This is a genomic window from Niveispirillum sp. FG148, assembly GCF_057809655.1.
In genome coordinates this window covers 1-16,018 of the sequence record NZ_JBMDKJ010000056.1, presented here as the reverse complement: position 1 = coordinate 16,018, position 16,018 = coordinate 1, and the positions used below count along the sequence as shown (strand labels likewise).

At 63.6% G+C, this 16,018-nt stretch carries 13 protein-coding genes and 2 pseudogenes; 9 read left to right on the top strand and 6 right to left on the bottom strand.

Annotated features, from left to right (window positions below; all coding sequences use genetic code 11):
* Positions 1-414 precede the first annotated feature (414 nt).
* Positions 415-1,506 carry an IS1595 family transposase gene (locus ACODTW_RS27870; protein WP_488949472.1) on the bottom strand — a complete coding sequence of 364 codons (1,092 nt, stop codon included), beginning with the start codon at positions 1,504-1,506 and terminating at the stop codon, positions 415-417.
* A 1,082-nt stretch (positions 1,507-2,588) separates the two neighbouring features.
* Between ACODTW_RS27870 and ACODTW_RS27865 the strand changes: the two genes are divergently transcribed.
* Together ACODTW_RS27865 and ACODTW_RS27860 are read left to right on the top strand one after the other, a co-directional pair.
* Entirely contained in the window at positions 2,589-3,722 is a 1,134-nt protein-coding gene (locus ACODTW_RS27865; RefSeq protein ID WP_488949471.1) for a site-specific integrase, read from the top strand.
* Between the two features lie 32 nt (positions 3,723-3,754).
* Positions 3,755-4,183 (top strand): SDR family oxidoreductase, encoded by a 429-nt coding sequence (locus ACODTW_RS27860; RefSeq protein WP_488949470.1) that lies wholly within the window; start codon positions 3,755-3,757, stop codon positions 4,181-4,183.
* 27 nt (positions 4,184-4,210) lie between these two features.
* Here ACODTW_RS27860 and ACODTW_RS27855 read toward each other — a convergent pair whose 3' ends face one another.
* The 4 genes from ACODTW_RS27855 to ACODTW_RS27840 form a co-directional block, all read right to left on the bottom strand.
* Positions 4,211-4,528 carry a hypothetical protein gene (locus ACODTW_RS27855; RefSeq protein ID WP_488949469.1) on the bottom strand — a complete coding sequence of 106 codons (318 nt, stop codon included), beginning with the start codon at positions 4,526-4,528 and terminating at the stop codon, positions 4,211-4,213.
* Between the two features lie 71 nt (positions 4,529-4,599).
* The gene (locus tag ACODTW_RS27850) at positions 4,600-5,364 is read right to left on the bottom strand and encodes a hypothetical protein (RefSeq protein WP_488949468.1); all 765 of its coding nucleotides are present in this window, start codon (positions 5,362-5,364) and stop codon (positions 4,600-4,602) included.
* Positions 5,365-5,388: 24 nt separating this feature from the next.
* Complete coding sequence (locus tag ACODTW_RS27845; RefSeq protein ID WP_488949467.1) at positions 5,389-7,137, bottom strand: hypothetical protein; 1,749 nt, start codon at positions 7,135-7,137, stop codon at positions 5,389-5,391.
* On the bottom strand, positions 7,134-8,285 hold the full coding sequence (locus tag ACODTW_RS27840) for a hypothetical protein (protein ID WP_488949466.1): 1,152 nt from the start codon (positions 8,283-8,285) through the stop codon (positions 7,134-7,136). Before ACODTW_RS27840 ends, ACODTW_RS27845 begins: the two co-directional genes overlap by 4 nt.
* A gap of 70 nt (positions 8,286-8,355) precedes the next feature.
* On the opposite strand from ACODTW_RS27840, the gene ACODTW_RS27835 reads away from it, so the two are divergent.
* A complete protein-coding gene (locus ACODTW_RS27835; RefSeq protein WP_488949464.1) occupies positions 8,356-8,700 on the top strand; it encodes a helix-turn-helix domain-containing protein in 345 nt (114 codons plus the stop codon).
* Positions 8,701-8,730: 30 nt separating this feature from the next.
* On the opposite strand, the gene ACODTW_RS27830 is transcribed toward ACODTW_RS27835, so the two are convergent.
* A complete protein-coding gene (locus tag ACODTW_RS27830) occupies positions 8,731-9,045 on the bottom strand; it encodes a helix-turn-helix domain-containing protein (RefSeq protein WP_488949463.1) in 315 nt (104 codons plus the stop codon).
* 128 nt (positions 9,046-9,173) lie between these two features.
* Here ACODTW_RS27830 and ACODTW_RS27825 point away from each other — a divergent pair, with 128 nt between their 5' ends.
* The 6 genes and pseudogenes from ACODTW_RS27825 (at position 9,174) to ACODTW_RS27800 (ending at position 15,649) form a co-directional block, all read left to right on the top strand.
* Positions 9,174-9,902, top strand: coding sequence for a hypothetical protein (locus ACODTW_RS27825; RefSeq protein ID WP_488949461.1), 729 nt, complete (start codon positions 9,174-9,176; stop codon positions 9,900-9,902).
* Positions 9,903-10,234: 332 nt separating this feature from the next.
* Entirely contained in the window at positions 10,235-12,286 is a 2,052-nt protein-coding gene (locus ACODTW_RS27820) for an AAA family ATPase (RefSeq protein ID WP_488949459.1), read from the top strand.
* A gap of 129 nt (positions 12,287-12,415) precedes the next feature.
* Positions 12,416-12,606, top strand: a pseudogene (locus ACODTW_RS27815) (transposase); the annotation flags it as partial.
* A 245-nt stretch (positions 12,607-12,851) separates the two neighbouring features.
* Positions 12,852-13,199 carry an IS66 family insertion sequence element accessory protein TnpB gene (tnpB, locus tag ACODTW_RS27810; protein ID WP_488949458.1) on the top strand — a complete coding sequence of 116 codons (348 nt, stop codon included), beginning with the start codon at positions 12,852-12,854 and terminating at the stop codon, positions 13,197-13,199.
* Positions 13,200-13,278: 79 nt separating this feature from the next.
* Positions 13,279-14,868, top strand: a complete 1,590-nt coding sequence (tnpC, locus tag ACODTW_RS27805) for an IS66 family transposase (RefSeq protein ID WP_488949473.1) — start codon at positions 13,279-13,281, stop codon at positions 14,866-14,868.
* Positions 14,865-15,649, top strand: a pseudogene (locus tag ACODTW_RS27800) (plasmid pRiA4b ORF-3 family protein). The gene tnpC and the pseudogene ACODTW_RS27800 overlap by 4 nt, the downstream one beginning before the upstream one ends.
* The last annotated feature ends 369 nt before the right edge of the window (positions 15,650-16,018 follow it).

Genomic DNA, 16,018 nt, shown 5'->3' with positions numbered 1-16,018 from the left:
TTACGGCCAGTACCTGATGAAGGTGCTGCGCGAAGCGGCCGCAGGGGATTGAGACAAAATTGCGCCAACAATAAATATTACAGAAACGAAATGGCTACATGAAAGTAATAAACAAAAAAAGGCATCTATGCGATATTTGATATTATCAGTGCGCTAAATTGTATTTATTATAGGGAATTGAAATCAGAATTCCCTCCAAGAACAACTACCATCCCCTCTCCGGCGGCAGGTCGTCGACGACATCGCCGCGGCTTTTTGCGCAGGTTCCGACTGACTTCCGAGCTGATCAAACCGACATATCTGGCACGCAAGGCGGTCGTCTATATCCGAAAGTCGACGACTCACCGTAAGCATCCGGCGTAGGCCCTTTCAGGGGTCACGACATAGAAGGGTCGAAAAGCCACACCGCCATTATCAACCAAAGACAGCCACGGCTGATCTGAGGTCGATGCCGCCGGCTTTTGTCCGTCGGATCTGACGTCCGACAGCCATGATAAACACGGCTGGCAACTGGCGTGCGGGCGGCACCCGGTCCCAGAGGGTTTGGAGGATTGTCCTTCCTTTCTGGGCTCTTCGAATCTTTTGACCGGCAGCAATACGCTGTGACCAGCGGAAGCCGATCTCATGGAAATAGAGATCAGCATGCTGGGAACTGATGTGATGGAAGACGCCGGCGATGGTCTGGCGGACCCGATTGTTGAAGCCTTCAGCGGCATTGGCATGGATGGTGCCACGGGCATATTCCTTGCGGGCATGGCACACGGTGTCGTGACGAGCGAAGCCAGCGCCGGCCGCCACGAAGGCCTTCCATTCATCGCTCATCAGATGGGCCTGCGGTGTCACGCTCGCCTCCAGCACCCGTTCAGTCTCGTTCAGGGACAGGTCGGCAACAACACAGGCCCTGGCCTCACCAGCCGGTGTTCCCGGTTCCGATCCGGCTGGGCGCTGGACAACGACCATGGCCGGGGTCTTGGTCGTGCGCGGCTGTCCCTTGCGGCCCCGATCGGTGGGGGGCTTGTCGGGATCGGACCGGGGAGCACCGCCGAAATACATTTCGTCGATTTCGATGACGCCGCCCAGCGTATGGTCGCGGGCCACCAGCAGGCGCAGCACATGCCCCATTCGCCATGCCGTCGGCTGGCTCACCCCGATGATGTCGGCCAGCCGGATCGAGGAGACGCCCTTGTCGGATTGCAGGATGAACCACAGGGCCAGTAGCCAGGTGCGCAACGGCAGCTTGGTTGCATGCAGCGGGGTCCGCGTCGTCACCGTGAATTGCTGCCGGCAATCCTGGTCAGAGCATTGATAAAGCCCTGGCCGTGCCCGACGCCCCGTATCCCGGCCGGCCAGGCTGACCGACCGATGGCAGCCACACGCGGGGCAAAGCCGGCCCCGCGGCCAGACCATCGCCTCCAGCAGCCGGCGGCAGCGATCATCATCCGAAAATGCGGCCACCGCGTCGGCAAGCGTCCGGATGCGAGAAAGAACATCAAGCTCAGCGGACATGGAAATCCCCCCAGATCACCCTGGGAGAATCGCATTGAAATCATTACAAAACAACACCAAAGCTGTCTTTGGTTGATAATGGCGACGTAGTTTTCCGCCCTTTCGATGTCGTGACCCCTGTCATAGCGCCAGGTGCGGCCGGCAGCGACCGTGCGGTTGCCGCGCCCGTCATGGGTTTGCAGGACCCCGTCCACCTTGGTGAGCGCGTTGATGGGGGAGGCGGGGTCATAGCTGGTGGTATTGGCCAGCGTCGGGGCCGGTTCCCAGCGGAAGGCGGCGTTGTCCAGGGCTTCCGACACCAGCGCACCGGCATCGTCATAGCCATAGCTCGCCGTCAGCGCCCCGCCCGTCCAGGCATGGTTCAGGCCCTTCAACTGCTCGGCAATGTCATAGGTGTAAGCACTGTTGGCCGCCCCGCGCACCGTGACCGTGCGCCTGCCCAGCAGGTCATAGGTCGCCCCTTCATCGTAACGGCTGACATTGCGGACTATGCGACGAGCCTGCACAAGCGCACTTGCCCACGGGCATGGACCCCGGTGAGGTTAGAGGCACGGGATCGATATTCTGGGATTTTCGTCCTCGCGCCATGCAGCCTTCCCAGACGAATTGAAGCGCCTCCCGCGTTCATATTCATGCGGCGGAAGCCCACCGGTCTCCTCACCGAGCAACTTGTTGACCCGGCCGAAGCCCTATCGGGGCTGATGCAACGGTCGAAAAGCCCCTGGGATCTGCCTTCGCGGGACATGCGGAGATCGAGCGTGGCCTCATCGATATCCCCAGCGATGCATCGCCTGCCCGGCCAACAGAAAAATGCGGCGGCCTCGAAATCAGGGGCTGTTCAAATCTTCCAGCCAGAGCACTTGCCATAGAGAGGGGCCCGCAATGCCGTCACCCTCGTGCACCGCCCGGAGGATTCTAAATGTCCCAAGTTCAGCATCCAGCGCCGCACACCGCCGTGAATCGGGCGGCACGGGCTCCCCCTGCAGGGCTGACCGCAGGTCAAACGAAGCCTTCGCAGCAACGTTTCCTCTGCCCATTGCTCACAACATTTCCTCTCCCGTGACAATATGGACAGTCAGACCATGACCCACATACACGATGAACTCCTCCAACGATACGAAGCACTGAGCGCTCGCCAGGCCCAATGCTTCGAAAAGCTGGACAAACGATCCAGCCTGAAAACTGGCATCCCCGTGTCCAAGAGCACATGGAGCCGGTACCGCACCGATGTGAAACGCCTGTTCGACAAGATCGATGCTCTTCATGATACCGACCCAGACCGCAGCCTATCGGAGACCATCAGGCTGGCCCTCATGGAGGGCGCAACGCGCCAGTCCAGCACGTCGGGTCGACGGGCCGCATTGATCAACAAAATGGGTGTTGCCGCAATAAACTGCCTCAACCAGGCCAAGGCAGCGCTGGACATGTTGGAGGATGCGAAGGCGGCCGAGCTGCTCGAGAAATGTGACGCGTTCATCACCTATCTGGAACTGGCGCAGCAGGAATATCGTCACACGACCCCGGCGCCGCGACGCTCCAAATCCGCCAGCCTGAAGGGCCTTCCTCCCGATTGGCCGGAGCGTTTCCTGGCCGAGGCCCGAAAACGGAGTAGTGCTTACCTGCCCCGGATCACTGCACTCGTCCTGACTGGCTGTCGGCCCGACGAGATTCTCGCGGGCATAAAAGTGGAGACCATTGGAACGGACGCGGTGCGGTTCATCATTCCCTGCGCGAAAATCGGCGCGGGCCGGGTGCGTAGCGTCACCATCCTGCAAGATGACCGATACTACGAGGCCGCAAAGGAACTGGCCACCGACCATGCTGTGATCGACCTTGGTGGAACGACGCCGTCGCGGAAAAGCCGTCTGGGCGACAAGGTAAATACGATCGGTCATCGCGCCTTCCCTAGGCGGAAGGAAGGGATCTCGCCCTACTCCTTCAGGCACGTTTTCGCCTCCGATCTCAAGGCGGGGGGCTACTCCGACACGGCAATCGCCCAGGCGCTTGGCCACGCGAACATTCGAACGAAGAGCCGGTATGGTCGTTACAACCAGGGTCGGACGGGACGGGCCTTGATTCTGGATTCCGAAATCCCGGTCAGCGGCGTGACCAACCATCAGGCGCTGACATCTGATGACAACGTCAAGCCGGCCCCCGATGACTATGCTACGGCGCCGGACCAGGATACCGGCGACGATCACGACTACGAACCGTGAGCATGCCCATCCCGACCAGGCAACAATGATACATGAGCCCCTGGGAGTGCGGGGCATACATCAGCCGCATCCCCAGGGGCTTCATTTTGCCCTACTCGTCGGACCACGCCATGGTCTGGCCTTTGAGACCAGATGTTCCGTACCGCGACCTTGGTGGCAATGCCCCAAAGACATGGCCGCTCCACTCACAGCGCCGAGGGAAGAACCAATGCGACACCGCCAAGGCCACTATCCTGCATCTTGGCTATGGCAGCCGCATCATCAATATCAGCAGCCATTTTGCCGCCCGCTTCCCAGGCGGTGCCGGCCTCCCCGTCTATGCGCTGGCCACGTCCGCACTGACCGCGTTCACCAAGGGCCTGGCGCGGGAACTGGGTGCGCGGACCATCGCCGTGCATCCGGGTTCCATCGACACCGACATGAACCCCGCCCACGGTGATTTCGGCCTAGCGCTCAGGTGAAGAAGTCGTCCAGCCGGAGCACCGGAGTTATTGGACGACGACCCAACCAGCCTCGCCTTCCGTGAAGCGCATCTCCGTCGTGCTCGAGCTGTTGAGCATGGGACCTTCGATCCGGAGCGTCACCGAGCAGGTGTAGATGGTGCTCCCCTCGCCCTTGGCACATTTCAGCTTCTTGAACTCGTGCAGCACGACCAGCTTTCCGCCCCCGGCCGCCTTGTTCGCCTGGTCGACCTGTGCCTGCAGGGCCTGGCGCATGTCACCCTCGCTCGGCTCCCCGCCGCAGCCCGCCAGGGCCAACAGGGGAGCAATGGCCAGCACCCGGACGGTCTTCCCGAAATTCCGCATTTCATCACCTTCATCGATGTGGTTGTCATGGTTGAAGCACCCATCGGCGTCGCGGCCGCGGGGCCGTCGGCTTACATCTCGGCCAGGACGCGGCCCTTGCCGTCCAGAAGCTGGACCTTAGTGAGCTCCGCGTTGACCACCGTGTCGCCGAGTACGGTGTCGGTGAGGAAGAAGTAGATCTTCAGCGACATGGTGTCGGCGTGGCTGCTTGTACGCAGCGCTTCGATCTGCTTGGCCTCGGCTTCGACAGGAACCGGGAGCCGGCTGAACGCGACGGCATTGGGGAAGGTCAGGCGGTAGCCAGGCAGGTCGCGGAAGTACCTGTAGGACGCGGCGCTCTGGAAAGCCGGGAGGCGGAACCCCTTGATGTCGAAGTCGTAGGGCTCCAGGCTGTCGCCTACTACCATGAAGTAGTACTTGGTGCCCTTCGCCTTCGCGATCTCCATGTCAATGCCCGGCTTCAGGGCCTCCAGCATGTCGCGTTTGCTGAACGCGTCGAGCGTGTAGCTCAGTTCGGGCTTGATCGTATAGCCGATCTTCTCGTAGTCGACCGGCATGGTGTCCAACGAGTGGAAGGCGAACATCAGTTCTCGGCCGCTGTCGAGTTCCTGGTAGGCGGAGAGCGGAACGGACTTGTCCGCCGTCGGCGCGGCAGCGGCTGCCGTCTCCGTCTTGGGCGCGGCCGGGGGCGCGGGGGGATCGGCGGGAGTGGGCGCAGTGCTGGTAGCGGCCGGTGCCGGCTCCGCCGCCTTCGGCGCTGCGGCAGGTTCCTCCTTCGAGCAGCCCGAGAGGACAGTGCACAGAAGCAGAATAGCGACGCGCTTCGTCATGTTCATCGTGGTAGAACCCTTCTGTCTTGGTTAGCTGGATGTTGCTGAAGCGGGTGCTTGCACGGAGGATGGGATCGGCGTTGGGAAACCGAACCCGTAGCCACCAAGCAGCCGGGTCCGGATGGTCTCGTTGATCGGGTATGCAACCTGCTGCGCGCGGACCGTCCATTCAACCGCCCCGGCCGCTGCCCGGCCGGCCCCCTCCCCCGCCCGCGCGCCGACGAACCCGGAGACGGCCCCGTGGAGGTTGGAATAGGCCTCGGTGCCGGTGACCGGGTTGGCTCGCACCATAGGCAGCCAGGCAAGCGCGCTGACGGCGGCGACGGAGGCGACGGTCCGGACCGCCACGTTCGTCGTGAACGCGCCGGTCAGCAGGACGAACAGCTTGATCAGGTGGCCGCCGCTGCCCAACAATGAGAAGAACAGGGCGACCGGAGGGACGACCGCGCGGTTGGCAGCCTCGGTGCCGATATCCCCGTGCCGGCCGTCCTCCGCGAAGTCGGCCGGCGCGCTGCCCATCACGCGGGCGTACTCGCGCACCGCATGCTTCACCAGCGGATCGTAGACCTTCGCCTTGATGAGGTCCGGGTCGGTCACCGCCGGGAAAGAGAGCTTGCGATCGGAGACCTCCAGCGCCTCCCGGATCCTGCGCTGGACGCCTTCCTGCGCGAAGAACACCCGGAAGTCGCTGATCGGCTCCGTGCCGGTCCCCAAGCCCCCGTCCCTGTGCGCCTTCAGCAGCTTCCGCTCGGCCTGCGCGTCCATCGCCGCCTGGAAGGCCGCCCGATCGAACGGGCGCCAGTCGTCGCCGACCTGGATGCCTTCCTTGCGGAGCCGTTGGCGCACCGCCGCCCAGTCCGCCGGCTTCACGGTGCCGGGCTCGAGCCCGCGCCGGGCCAGCTTCGCCTTGTACTCGTCCCAGGCCCGCTCCTGCCGGGTCCAGGCGGACAGGGCCTCCGCCTTGTATTTCTTCCAAGGACCCTCGGTGACCTCGCCCAGCAGCGGCAGCCAAACCGCATGGACGAAATAGTCCAGCGTGCCGATGCACTGCCCGTCCGCCGGGGCGCATTCCGTCGTGAACTTCCTCGCTCCAAGCCTCTCCAATACCGGCAGTACCCGCTGTTCCAGGTCCGGCAGCCCGATCGCCAACAATGGGAAGACCGCCGCGAAGGCCTTGCCCGACGGGCTCGCCGCACCGTCGCAGAGGAAGATGTCGTCCACCTTCACCTGGCAATTGGAAAGGCGCTTGGCCGCCTCCGCCAGCACGGCGGCCAAGCGCCGGTCCTCCGGCCCGAGCCTGTCGACCATGGCCCCGACCAGGCGGCCCTGGAAGCTGGTCATGGCCGCCACGCTGGCCACGACGTGCAGCAGCAGGGCCAGCGCCCCGACCGCAGCGTTCCACCTCCGCGCGCGCCAGAACAGCAGCATGGCGCTGGCGGCCCCCACCATGCCGGCGGCGGCAAGGCCGGGATCCTCCGCCCCGAGGTGCAGGTCGACGGCCAAGCCCGCCAGCATCAGACCGGTCGCCACCATGGCGTACGTCCGCCCCGCGCCGGTCGGTCGGTCGCGGCGCAGGAAGATGCCCGCGGCGACCAGGCCCAGGGCGACGCCGGACAAGGCGCGTCCGAACCGTTCCAGCGCGTGGATGTCGGCGGCGGTCGCGGCCATGGCCGCCGCGTCCAGCAGCCGGGCCGAAAAGGACAGCTCGAAGACCAAGTAGACGAGGGTCAGCCAGATCAGGGGCGAGGCCGCGACCCGCAGGGCGCGCGGCATCTTCACTTGCCCTTCCCGGTGGGGATGTTCTCCACCGGCACCGCCTTGCCCTCCTCCTTGACCTTAACATCGGTCGGCACCTTGATACCGTTGAAGGCGGGCTTGGGCTTCGAAGGCGGCTTGTCCCCTCCGGCCAGGACGTGCTTGACCCTCGCCTCGACCTCGGCCATCTCCATCGCCTGGGCGTGGTCACGCCGCCGGTAGTCGTCGATCGTGTGCTCGAAGCGCAGCACCCTGCCTTCGTGGCCCCAGATGGCGACCCGCATGAGCACATCGCTGAACCGCTTGTAACGGTCAAGCGTGTGCGGCCCGCCGAAGTTCCCGCCCTCGCCGCAGGTTTCGGCGTAGCCGTCCCGCGTGGTCGGGCAGGCTGCGACCTTCCCGTCCAGGAACCGGTACCAGAAGACGTCGGGGTAGGCCCTGTCGGTCGGGACGAACTTATTGCTGGGCATGCCCCAGGTCTTCACCATGAAGTCGCCAGCGGCCTTGACGTCCCAGTTCAGCCGCGTCGGGTTGGTGGACCAGTCCAGCGACCAGGTGACGCCCACGAGCTGGTTGCCGGAGATGGTCGACGTGAATTCAGCCACGACCTCCTCGGCCGGCACCGCCCCGGGCTTGTGGAAGATCACCTCTGACACGAAGCCGGGGGTGCGCCAGACCGCGACCCCATCCTGCTTCCAGCTCATCTCCTTCTCGTCCCTGTCTTTCTCCACGAAGCCCATCGGCGTGAGGATGTCGCGTGCCTGTGCCGGCGTCACGCCCGGCACCAGGCCCATGGATTCGATGCGCCGCCCGTCGATGACCGCGGTGTACGGCATGGGGGCCTGGGCATCGGTCGCCCGAACGGGCGGTGCGGCCGGCAGCGCCAGGGCCGCGGCCAGGGCCATGGTCGCGACCCTTCGGGCGATACTTTTCCATGGCTTCGCCCCAGGAGTGCTACGGCAAGCCGGCAGCGCCTGCAGATCGACGGTCGACAGATCGTAAGTGGCGGCCTGGGGATAAGCGTCGGGACGAGCGGCACAGCAGGGGCAGCCGGCAGCGAAATCATCAATCAAAAGTGATCGGGACAAATCCATGATCAGGTTTCCAAATGCGTCATACTGGCTCTTCTTCAGAGCCTGCAGAGGGAAAGCATGCACGATTCGCATCGCCATGCGGCATGGATAACAAAATACCGCATGAGGCGCGGTTTAATCAATCTCGTTTCCCGAACATCATGCGGATATGGACGTTCGTACCCGTGTGGCAATGCGGATTAAAGCCCTCCGCAAGCAACGAGGCCTCAGTCAAGAGGCCCTGGCGGAGCTTATCGACCGGTCTTCCGACGCGATTTCCAATATGGAGCGCGGAATTTCCATCCCGGGCTACGATACCCTCGATTTGCTGGCAAAAGGGTTGGGAGTGTCCCTGGCGGATTTCTTCATGGAGGAAGGAACCGACAATCCACAGCGCACCAAAATTCTGGCGCGCCTAAATGGCGCAGCACGTCAACTCGACGACAGCATGCTGGCAAAGGCGGCGGCGATTGTGGAGCTTCTCGCCGCTGGCCCGGAAGCCGAAGCTTCGTAAGACTTCAGTTGTCTGCTGAGCAGGAAACGGTCACGTCTTGCTCTTGGCGAGTTCCTTGAGCATCTGGGCTACCAACGCCGGAATCGGAACCTCGCCGCTTTCATAGCGGGCGATCTGCCGGACGCGCCGACCGAGATCCTGTGCCAGGTCTTCCTGGGTCCTGCCCAGACTCTTCCTTAATGAGATAAATTCATCCGGGGACATGGCACCCGGCACCTTCGTGGTCAGCACATTATAAGCAGCCACAATCCGCGCGCGGGACATATCGGAAAGCTGATCGTCGCTCAGCGTTTCCTTCAATAATTGCGCCGCTTCTACAATTCCATCCCGCTTAGGCCGCGCCATCTGCTCCCCCCACACATCCAACCATCGCGCACCTTACTCAAATTATGGGCGCACGCAAGGAAAGGCCTTGACGCATTAAATGACATGTCCTATAAAAAGACATGCCCAATAAATGAAAAGGACTGACCATGTTGCCCAGTGCCCCCCAACCGCTCCCTCCCGCCGTCATGAGTATGATGGACAAAACCATCAAACGCCTGCGCCATCTTCCCGTCCATCCGGATCCGATCGTCCCTCCGTCATATCTGCGCCCCTATGGCGTCATCACCAGCGCGGTTCGGTCCGATGGCCAGTTGGTGGAAACGGCGCTCTCCTCGGCGCTGCAGGAAGTCCCGCACCTCAAGGTGATCCGGACCCCGTCAATCTTCATCCCTGCCGAGGTCGACCAGTACGTTAGCGGCGCCGCCAGCCGCGCGGCATTGCTCGCGTCCGATCTGCATTACAGCGACGGTGTCGGACGCAAGGTTTCGCCTGACGCCGTCATCATCGATAGCGAGCGTGGGGCTATCGACTTCCTGGAAGTCAAAAGGGGCCTGAGCAAGACTGATGCAGGAAAGACTAGGCAGACGGTCCGCGACCTCCAATGCCTGCGGCTGGTCGGTAAGAGCTACGCCCGCAGCAAGCTGGGGGTGCAGATCAACGAGACCACGGCGGCCGTGTGCGCGATCCATGGGGCGTCGGCAGTCCCGCCGGATCTGCTGGTCACGCTCCGGGAGCTGGAACTGCGCTACGGCGCCGATCTGATCAGCATCGTCGAGCGCACGTACAAGGAGTTCGGCCGGCGTTTGGACGAACTGCTGTTCGAGCAGACGCTGGAGGCCGATATGGCCACCCTGCTGGGTCTGGCCAAAGCCTGATCGTCCCAGTCGCACATATATATAGAGAGTACCTGCTGGGATCGAAGACACATCCGAGCCGCTGACCTGATCCCTTCGCTGCCACCATGTTGGCCTGGATCACCGTCATGCCGCGCTCCGCGTCAACTTCTTGCGATCCCGCGTTCATCCCACATTGCAGCTGCTCCAAGGTCCAGTGCCGTCCGTCGGCCGGACCGTCAGCGAACACATCTCCATGCTGCCCCGACGACGGGCGCGGCAACGGGAGGGCTGCTGGCTGCGATGTCCCCTTTTTGAATGCTTCCGATCAGTCCTGCCCACGGCGGGGCCGTCTCCTATCCACAGCAGGAACCATGATGAAGAGCGATCCGAAATCCATCCCAGTTTCTCTCGGCGCCCTCCACCGAGTCCAACAGGCGCAGATGGAGGCCATCATCGACGCCACCGACGCGCAGCAGCCCGGAACGCCTGCCTTCAGGTCGCCCGATGAGGCCGCCGCCTGGGTGATGCTCGACCGCGCCCTGGCCGCAGCGCCGGCCTTCACCCAGGCACTTGACCGGGGCGGCATGACCCTGGTCATCGAGGTCCCTGGTCCGGAATGGATGAGTCCCATCCGGCGGGTTCTCGCAGCTCATCTCGATGACCCAGGCCATCGCGATGAAAAATATTCAGTCGATGAACTGCTTGCTGCGCTGGGCAGAGACGACGAACCCGAGGAACCGACGCCCCAACCCGCTCGCCCGCTGTGGATCTGGCTTCCATGCGACAAGGACACCGTCCGGACGCAAAGCGCCGATCTGGAACAGGCCGTGACTGCCCTGACCAACGGGAACGGAGCCTTGGTGATTACCGCCAACGCCGCCTATGTACCGGCCAGCCTTCTGGTCATTGCCGACCACCGGCTGGTGGTTGATCGCCTGGATGGGGCGGCCCTGTCACTGGCGGCCCAGGTTCTGGGGTTTGACCGCCCGAAGCAGACACTGCCGGATATTCTGAGCAAGCTCCTCAGCCCGATGGATCTGCGCCTTGCACGCCGCCCAGACGAAGATGGCGACGGCTGGATCGGAAGGCTGCGCACCATCGGCGGGGCAAGAATGCAGGAAGGCCGCGACGACGGTCCGATGCTGCACGACATGCATGGAATGGACAAGGCGAAGGAATGGGGGCTGGACCTTATCCAGGACCTGCAGGACTTCACCGCTGGCCAACTCGGCTGGCATGAGGTTGATCGTGGTTGCCTGCTCTACGGTCCGCCGGGTACCGGAAAGTCGAGCTATGCACGAGCGCTGGCGCGCACGGCAGGACTGCCCCTGATCACGGGGTCGCATGGACAGTGGCAGGCTGCCGGACATCAGGGGCAGATGTTGCACGCCATGCGGAACACGTTCGAGCAGGCGCGCGCGGCAGCGCCGTGCATCCTGTTCGTCGACGAGATCGACAGCTTTCCGGACCGGGCTTCCCTTGTCGGACGCAACCGCGATTACACATTGCAGATCGTCAACGCCCTCCTGGAACTGCTGGACGGGGCGATGAACCGGCCTGGCGTCGTGGTCCTGGCCGCGGCCAACGCGCTCAACCTGGACCCGGCACTGCTCCGCCCGGGAAGGTTGGACCGGGTCATCCCGGTGCCGCTGCCTGACGAAACCGCCTTGGTTGGTATCTTGCGCTTCCACCTCGGCCCCGACCATCTCGAAGATGTCGATCTTTCCCCGCTCGTTGCCGGGCTGACGGCGTCGGGCGCCGATTGTGAATTCTGGGCCCGGTGCGCCAAGCGCCTGGCACGCCGGGAAAGGCGTCCCATGTCCATCCAGGACTTGGCCACCCAGATCCCGCGCCCGCCCGAGCTTCCTACCGACATCGCCCGTCGCATCGCTACCCATGAAGCTGGCCACGCGGCCCTGGCTGCGATCGAAATGCCCGGGCATATCCAGCATGTGCTGATGCGGGGTATGGATGCCGGTATGAGTTTCACTCCTAGCCGGATCTGTACGCAGGAGGAAATCCGGATCCATATCCGGGTTCTGCTGGCTGGGCAGGCAGCGGAGGAACTGCTGCTGGGCGCTATCAGCACTGGCTCCGGCGGCCCGCGAGACAGTGACTTGGCGCAGGCCACGGCTATGGCCACGTCTATGCTGGTGTCATTCGGCTTCGGTGAAACTCTCTTCTGGGCCGGCGAGGTCGACAGCAGCAACGTGCCGGCCTATTTGGCCACGGACGCCAACCTCGCGGGCAAGGTCGACTGGATCCTCAAGGCTGAACACGAGAAGGCTCTCACCCTTCTTCGCAGCAATATTGCCATCATCGAAAGGATCGCTGATTTGCTGCTGGAACGCGGCGCCCTCGACGGTCGTGAGGTCGAGCAGATCGTCAGCGAGATGGCGATGGGTAACCGCGCGATCGTGTGAACGCTATCAGCACGTTGGAATTAGCGGCCTTTTGGTAAGCGTCAGCCGTTGGCCGTCTTGCGGCACGGCTGATAACTGAGATTCTGCTGCCCCCTGATTTGGTGGTGGCGGATGGTTGGAATTTTGGAGATGGACGGTCTTGGGAGTGCTCATAAGAGCAGTCGCAAGGGAGGCGAGGTTCTGGTTGGTCCAGAGCGCCGGCGGCGATGGAGTGTTGAGGAGAAGCTGGGCATTCTGGCGGAAGCGATGGCACCGGGGCCCTGGTGTCGGCCGTGTGCCGACGGCATGGCGTTGGCAGCGGGCAATTCTACACATGGCGGGGCCAGTTGCGCCGCGTTGAGTTGACGGGGTTTGCGCCCGTGGTTGTGGAGCAGGAGGCCCTTGCCTTGCCGCAGCCAGCATCGGCGCCGTCGGAGGCACCACCCTGTCCGTCCCCAGCGGTGCCAGCAGCGGATACTGGGGGCGCGGGGTTGATTGAGCTTGTGCTGCCATCGGATGTCGTGGTGCGGCTGCGCGGTGCTGTCGATCTGTCGCTGCTGGGTGGTGTGCTGACGGTGCTGGAGCGATGATCGGCCCTTCCGGCCCGGTGCGGGTCTATCTGGCGTGCGGTGTGACGGACATGCGCAAGGGGATGGACGGCTTGGCGGCCCAGGTACAGACGATGCTGCGGCTGGATCCGCATGGTGGGGCGATCTATGCGTTCCGGGGGCGCAGTGGCGACCGGGTGAAGCTTCTGTGGTGGGATGGCCAGGGTCTGTGTCTGTTTGCCAAACGGCTGGAGGAGGGCCGGTTTGTCTGGCCGCGGGCGGCGGACGGGACGGTATCGCTGACCCTGGCCCAGTTATCGATGCTGCTGGAGGGGATCGACTGGCGCAACCCGCTGCGGAGCTGGTCGCCCGAGGCGGCGTGCTGAAGGCCGTGGCGATGTGACTCAGGGTGGATGGGTCCGGCGGGATGCCGGGTGACCGGCGCTTTGGTATACTGCGCGGATGATGCAGGACAGCGCCCAGGAGATTGCCCGGCTGCGGGCAGCATTGGCGGAGCGAGAGGCGGAACTGGCCTCCGCACGGGCGGAATTGACGGGTGCCAAGCTGCTGATCGAGCGGTATCGGCTCGAACTGGCCGCGTTGCGCCGCCAGCGGTTTGGTGCCTCATCGGAGAAGCTGGACGGTCGGATCGCGCAGCTGGAACTGCTGCTGGAGGATTTGGAGGAAGGCGAGGCTGCGGCCCCGGTGCGGGTTGAAGCGAACAAGCCCCGCCCGGAACGGTCGCGGATACAGCCGGTGCGCCAGCCATTGCCGCCGCATCTGCCGCGTGAGGATGTGGTGCATGCGCCGGGCGATGTCTGCCCTGGCTGCGGCGGGCAGCATTTCTCGCCCCTGGGCGAGGATGTGACCGAAATTCTGGAGAAGGTCCCGGCGCAGCTGAAGGTGATCCGGCATGTACGGCCGAAACAGTCCTGCCGTGCCTGTTCCACCATTATGCAGGCCCCGTCGCCCGATCTGCCGATCACGCGCGGCCGGCCGGGTCCGGGGCTGATTGCCCAGGTGGTGGTGGGCAAATATCTGGATGCTCTGCCGTTCTACCGGCAATCGGCGATGCTGGCCCGTGAGGGCATTGAGATCGAGCGCGCCACCCTGGCCGACTGGGTTGGGCACGCGGCCTGGTGGGTGGCACCGCTGGCCGAGCGCATCGGTGCCTATGTGCGGGGTGCCCCTGTCATCCATACTGACGACACGCCGGTGGCGATGCTGGCACCAGGACAGGGGCGTACCCGGACGGGTCGGCTCTGGACCTATCTGGTGGATGAGCGGTCCTGGTGCGGGGATCGGGCACCGGCGGCCTGGTACCGGTTCAGCCCTGACCGCAAGGGCGAACGGCCGCGCGAACATCTGGCCGATTACAAGGGGGTAATCCAGGCCGACGCGTTCAGCGGCTATATTGCCCTGACCCGCGCGCCGCCTGATCCGGGGGACGGGTCGGGCGACCGGGTGCCCGTCATCCGGCATGCGGCCTGCTGGGCCCATGCGCGCCGCAAATTCCACGAATTGTTCGAGGCGACGGGCTCCCCGGTCGCGGGCGAGGCGCTGGCGCGGATCGCCGCCCTCTATGCCATTGAGGCGGAGATCACCGGACAGAAGGCCGAGCAGCGCCGCGACACCCGCCAACGCCTTGCCGTGCCGCTGCTGGCCGACCTGAAATCGTGGCTGGAAAACCAGGCCGGGCGCCTGTCGGCAAAGACCGCCCTGGCCAAGGTCATCCAGTATGCGCTCGGTCGCTGGACGGCGCTGCTGCTCTATACCGGGGATGGCCGGATAGGCATCGACAACAACCCGGCCGAACGCAGCCTGCGCACCATTGCTCTGACGCGGAAGAGTTTTCTGTTCCTGGGCTCGGAGGCCGGCGGCAAGCGGGCGGCCGATCTTTACACCGTGCTGGAGACGGCCCGGCTCAACGGGCTGAACCCGGAGGCCTGGCTGGCTGATGCCATCGACCGCATGGCCAAGGGTCACCCGATCAACCGCCTGGACGAACTTCTCCCCTGGAACTGGCAGGATCCGCCGCTACAATTGCCGGCATGAGCCAGGCCGACCCATCCCCCGGTGCCACATCCTTCCACGAGATCGCCACCCTGCGTATCGAGTTGAAGGACAGTGATCCCCTGATCTGGCGTGAACTGGAGGTGCCCACCTCCGTCGCGTTGAAGGTGCTGCACGACATCGTCCAGGTCGCCATGGGCTGGTTCGATTATCATCTTTGGGAATTCATCCTGGACGACCGGCGCTATGGCCTGCCATCCGACGAGGATTGGGGAACCGGTCCCCTCTACGACGCCACCAAGATCCGCCTGAGCGATATCCTGAAACCCCGCCGCACCCGCATCGATTACCTCTATGATTTTGGGACAATTGGGAACACCGGCTGATCATCACCCGCATCCGCCAGGGCGATCCCGGCCTGGGATATCCCCGCTATCTCGGCGGTGAGCGCAATGCGCCGCTAGAGGATTGCGGCGGCATCCCGGGGTTCTACAACATGCTCGTTATCCTGGCCGACACAGACCATCCCGATCATGTCGAAATCGCCGAATGGCTCGAGGAGTATGATCCCAACACTATCGATGAAATCCCGATGCAATACGCCCAGCCGCATCGCAAACCGCAGAAACACTGCCGCCAAACGCCTCAAAAACAAAAAAGACGCGGGGAAAAGCTGACGCTTACGCCTTTTGTGACAATCCGTAACAAACAGGATGGTTGGGCCGCCTCCTTTGCCCTGCGTATCCATGTGGGCATGAACCACCAACCCGGATTATGCATCAGGGCTGTCCTGACGGTTGGCGAGTGTAGCACAAGCCGTTGATTAGGTTTAGGATTCGGTCGCCAAACAGACATCCGCCCGATCCAAGGACGCTATACCCGCAATGCGAGAGAGTACGTCGTTGCTGCCCGGCCTGTCATCCGATTCGGGCAAGTGCGTGGAGGCCGGTTTCCATGGGGCAACCTGTCGTCCGATGTCGGTGTGCTGGCACTGCGGGAGATCGATATGCGGCTCCAGGTGGCGGAACGGTTGACCACCTGCATCGTCGATACCCGTCTGCCCTCAGCCCTAGCGGGTCTGGCACAGTCTGGCCGACATCATCCGTTTCCGCCAGCTAGAGCGTCGCGCTGTAAGTCGGAATCTGGAGGGTTCTGTGAGGTCCCGTGCGCCTGGATTGGCGCATCTCAGTCG

What these genes read in the sequence shown, in the direction of transcription:
- ACODTW_RS27855 (WP_488949469.1), bottom strand. Translation starts at nt 4,528, where the DNA reads ATGCGGAATTTCGGGAAGACCGTCCGGGTGCTGGCCATTGCTCCCCTG.
- ACODTW_RS27825 (WP_488949461.1), top strand. Translation starts at nt 9,174, where the DNA reads ATGTTGCCCAGTGCCCCCCAACCGCTCCCTCCCGCCGTCATGAGTATG.
- ACODTW_RS27865 (WP_488949471.1), top strand. Translation starts at nt 2,589, where the DNA reads ATGACCCACATACACGATGAACTCCTCCAACGATACGAAGCACTGAGC.
- tnpB (WP_488949458.1), top strand. Translation starts at nt 12,852, where the DNA reads ATGATCGGCCCTTCCGGCCCGGTGCGGGTCTATCTGGCGTGCGGTGTG.
- tnpC (WP_488949473.1), top strand. Translation starts at nt 13,279, where the DNA reads ATGCAGGACAGCGCCCAGGAGATTGCCCGGCTGCGGGCAGCATTGGCG.
- ACODTW_RS27860 (WP_488949470.1), top strand. Translation starts at nt 3,755, where the DNA reads ATGAGCCCCTGGGAGTGCGGGGCATACATCAGCCGCATCCCCAGGGGC.
- ACODTW_RS27840 (WP_488949466.1), bottom strand. Translation starts at nt 8,285, where the DNA reads ATGGCGATGCGAATCGTGCATGCTTTCCCTCTGCAGGCTCTGAAGAAG.
- ACODTW_RS27835 (WP_488949464.1), top strand. Translation starts at nt 8,356, where the DNA reads ATGGACGTTCGTACCCGTGTGGCAATGCGGATTAAAGCCCTCCGCAAG.
- ACODTW_RS27850 (WP_488949468.1), bottom strand. Translation starts at nt 5,364, where the DNA reads ATGAACATGACGAAGCGCGTCGCTATTCTGCTTCTGTGCACTGTCCTC.
- ACODTW_RS27820 (WP_488949459.1), top strand. Translation starts at nt 10,235, where the DNA reads ATGATGAAGAGCGATCCGAAATCCATCCCAGTTTCTCTCGGCGCCCTC.
- ACODTW_RS27830 (WP_488949463.1), bottom strand. Translation starts at nt 9,045, where the DNA reads ATGGCGCGGCCTAAGCGGGATGGAATTGTAGAAGCGGCGCAATTATTG.
- ACODTW_RS27870 (WP_488949472.1), bottom strand. Translation starts at nt 1,506, where the DNA reads ATGTCCGCTGAGCTTGATGTTCTTTCTCGCATCCGGACGCTTGCCGAC.